This window comes from [Scytonema hofmanni] UTEX 2349, from assembly GCF_000582685.1.
Taxonomy (GTDB): domain Bacteria; phylum Cyanobacteriota; class Cyanobacteriia; order Cyanobacteriales; family Nostocaceae; genus Hassallia; species Hassallia hofmanni.
The window spans coordinates 2303271-2306382 of record NZ_KK073768.1; the positions used below are offsets into that span (position 1 = coordinate 2303271).

Here is a 3112-nt window from a genome sequence, read left to right on the forward strand (position 1 = left end):
GAAACAAAAAGAGGAAGGTTGGAAGTTTACAGTTGAAGTTGTCTGGCTGCCAAAATATGCATCTTGGTTAGATCAAATCGAAATTAGCTTTGTGCATTTTACAGCGAAAACTATTGACTCCGAATGATTTTCCTGACTTGAATACGTTACAGCAACGTATCACCGATTTTATTGTTCGCCACAATGACTCTGCACAACCCATAAAATGGTCATATACAGTGGCACAGATGATGGAGAAATTCGCGCTCGTATTAATGCTCTTCTGTACTAAGGGCTTCTGGAATGGCGGTTTAATATTTAAAGGGGAAACATATAAGAACACCCAGCTTCTCTATGAAACCATCACAGATATCTTAGGTGGTGATCCTTTTGATTCTATTGAATGGTTCAATGAGTTACTTGGCTGGGTATTAGCTGACCCTACTAAGATGGCTGCTGATGCTTATTTAGGTGGGGATAACTTTAGTGCCTATGCTAACTATTGCCGCAGAGTGGTTAAAGCAGCCAAGGAGCCGATTAAGATTCCTGATATCTCTGAGTTTACTGGTGAAGACGCGGCTTTCCTGGCTACCTTCCTGGGTGTTTTCTAGGGTTATAAAGTAGCTTGAATCATTAAAGGAACCCCGAAAGGTCAGGGTTCCTTTAGTGTAAATATCCTAAAGATTAACCTTATAGTGTCGGTAGCTCCAAGGGGACTGTGTTACCCGCATAATGCTTTAGTATAATCTCTGGGCTATTACCAACCAACTTAGCCACTGTGGAAACTGTTAACCCCTCAGCCAGCATTAGGGTGATAAAGGTATGCCTAGTGTTATATGGGCATCTGTAGCGCTCTATCTTACCTTCATTTAATAAGCCTTGGATGACCCCCTTGTAGTTCTTTTTACTTGTACTACCCCCTTTCCACACCTGAGTAGAGAACCTAGTGTTACTGATGATTCCTCCATTAGGGCTAGTAAACACAGATTGGTCAGCCTGTGGGGTTAGCGGTCGGATAGCTAGCAGTAGTTCTCTTACTTGGCTGTTACATGGGAACTTTCTAGATTTACCTGTTTTAGTACCTTTCCTAATATTTAACTGACTATCATAAGACTCTGAGAAGATGATTTGGGTGCAATCAGAGTTAATATGTTGCCATTGTAGGGCGATCGCTTCACCAGTCCGGCAACCAGTCCAGAATAAGAACTTAACAAAGGGTGCGTAGTGTGGTCTAGTCTCCTCAAATGCCTTGATAATGATATTCATTTCCATCCGACTGAAAGGGTCAATGGCATCTGAATCATGTTTAGGTAGCTTGATGTCTTCTGACATTCCGGCGAATGGGTTGTCCTTTACCAGCCCAGAGACAACAGCCCATTTACAGCAAGCTGCTAGATAAGTTAGTACTCGCTTGGCTGCATTAGGGGTTAGTTGGGTTAACAGGTAATCTCTGATAGCGATCGCTTGACTCAAGTCCTTAGTCGGTAGTGCCTTGATATGGTTGGTATACTTTCTGGCATAATCGCGCCTATAGGTGGTAGAGGCTAACTGAGGCTTCATATAAGCGCAGTATTGCTCCCATAGTTCCATTAGGTCTGTCTGGGGTGTCTTAGGTTTAACTATGGTTAACTGTGGTTGCCTATAGCCCTCTAGTTTCTCTCTGTAGCGCTCCAGTGTCGGGTCTAGCTGCCATGTGATGATCTCTTCCTCTATCCAGTTGGCTATTGAGTCTACCCGTCGGCGATTAATGTCATTAGCATCTAACCCGGTATTAAGATATCTGTTCTGACCCTCTTGGGTAACTAATCGCGGCAACCGAAGCCTTAACTTACCTCGGTATTCCTCGACTCCCACATTACCCCTAGCGCTTTTTGCTATGCTCATTTGGCTATCAATGACCTTTACTTCCCATGATGATAGCCAGTTTGATAGCCAAAGTCAATTGCAGGCAGCTACAAGAAAAGCCAGGTTGATGGGTGATCAACTGGCTACCGGAAAGTTCCAGTGGAGTGATTGGATTGAAGTTTCGCTTATAGCAGAAAGTATCGGAACCTGGCTAGAAAGATTCGAGCGATCGCATTGGGAAAAAACCAAGCGAACAGATGCAGCGCTGACAACGTGGAAGGATTATCGTTTAACTTTTAACAGGCTGGACGGCGATCGCGCCCTCACAACAGAAACACTGGTAGAGGCGATTGTAAAAACCGAGCCAGACAGCCGCACCCGCAAAAAAGTTTGTACCTACTTTTATAAGCTGGCAACTTTTGCGAAGTTGGAGGGGACAGAAGCGATTAAGGAACTAGCCGGGAATTATTCACCAACTTCAGTGCAGCCGCGAAATCTTCCCACCGATAGCGCGATCGCACAATATCGAGAAAGTATTAAGTCAGATGCTTGGCGATGGTTATTTGGCGTGTTGGCAACTTATGGCGTGCGATCGCACGAGGTCTTTCGCTTAAACTGGGAAGATTTCCCGATAGTTCGCGTACTGTCGGGAAAGACGGGGAAAAGATTTGTCTACCCACTTTACCCAGAGTGGGCTGATGATTGGAAATTAAAAGAAGTCAACTTACCAGAACTTGACCTTAACTATAGCAACGCCAAGCTGGGGTCAAAAGTTTCGGGTTGGTTTTACGATCGCAAAGTGCCTTTTAAGGCTTACGATTTGCGTCACTGTTATGCACGCCGTTGCTTTGAGTTCGGACTGGCACCGGATTGGTCGGCAGGGTTGATGGGACACTCGTTAAGCGTGCATCTCAATACTTATCGGGCAAAGTTAGGAGAATAGGTCGGGGTGTGAAGAAAATTTACAAGTGGGCAGTTAAGAAGGCAGGAGGCACTTATGAATCCCCATAAATAAATTTAGGGGATTTATAATGAAAGTCTTTTTCTTTGCGCTGCGCGTCTCGGAAAAAATATTTTTATTTTTTTTCATAAATAAATTTAGGGGCTTTAAACCATGAAGGCAGAGGGCAAAAATTGTATTTTCTTCATAAGTGCATAAGTGCCTCCTGCCCTCTGCCTTTCTTCGGTAAAGAGTCACGCATGAATCTTGCGGGAAGGACTTACAAGAAAGGCAGAAGTTCGAGGGCAGAAGGCACTTATGTTAGGAGTATCAATTAAAACTTACTTT

3 protein-coding genes are annotated in these 3112 nt (G+C 44.1%); 2 read left to right on the forward strand and 1 reads right to left on the reverse strand.

Going from position 1 to position 3112, the window contains the following annotated elements:
• The first annotated feature begins 113 nt into the window (after nucleotides 1-113).
• A complete protein-coding gene (locus TOL9009_RS0115315) occupies nucleotides 114-590 on the forward strand; it encodes a hypothetical protein (RefSeq protein WP_029633576.1) in 477 nt (158 codons plus the stop codon).
• A 79-nt stretch (nucleotides 591-669) separates the two neighbouring features.
• Here the strand turns inward: TOL9009_RS0115315 and TOL9009_RS0115320 are convergent, their stop codons facing one another.
• Nucleotides 670-1863 carry a site-specific integrase gene (locus tag TOL9009_RS0115320; protein WP_051502911.1) on the reverse strand — a complete coding sequence of 398 codons (1194 nt, stop codon included), beginning with the start codon at nucleotides 1861-1863 and terminating at the stop codon, nucleotides 670-672.
• On the opposite strand from TOL9009_RS0115320, the gene TOL9009_RS39270 reads away from it, so the two are divergent.
• Nucleotides 1856-2767, forward strand: a complete 912-nt coding sequence (locus TOL9009_RS39270) for a site-specific integrase (protein WP_144238249.1) — start codon at nucleotides 1856-1858, stop codon at nucleotides 2765-2767. The two genes, TOL9009_RS0115320 and TOL9009_RS39270, sit on opposite strands and share 8 nt — an antisense overlap.
• Nucleotides 2768-3112: the final 345 nt, after the last annotated feature.

Bases quoted from the DNA above. Each gene is read 5' to 3' on its own strand.
- TOL9009_RS39270 (WP_144238249.1), top strand. From the start codon at position 1,856: ATGCTCATTTGGCTATCAATGACCTTTACTTCCCATGATGATAGCCAG.
- TOL9009_RS0115320 (WP_051502911.1), bottom strand. From the start codon at position 1,863: ATGAGCATAGCAAAAAGCGCTAGGGGTAATGTGGGAGTCGAGGAATAC.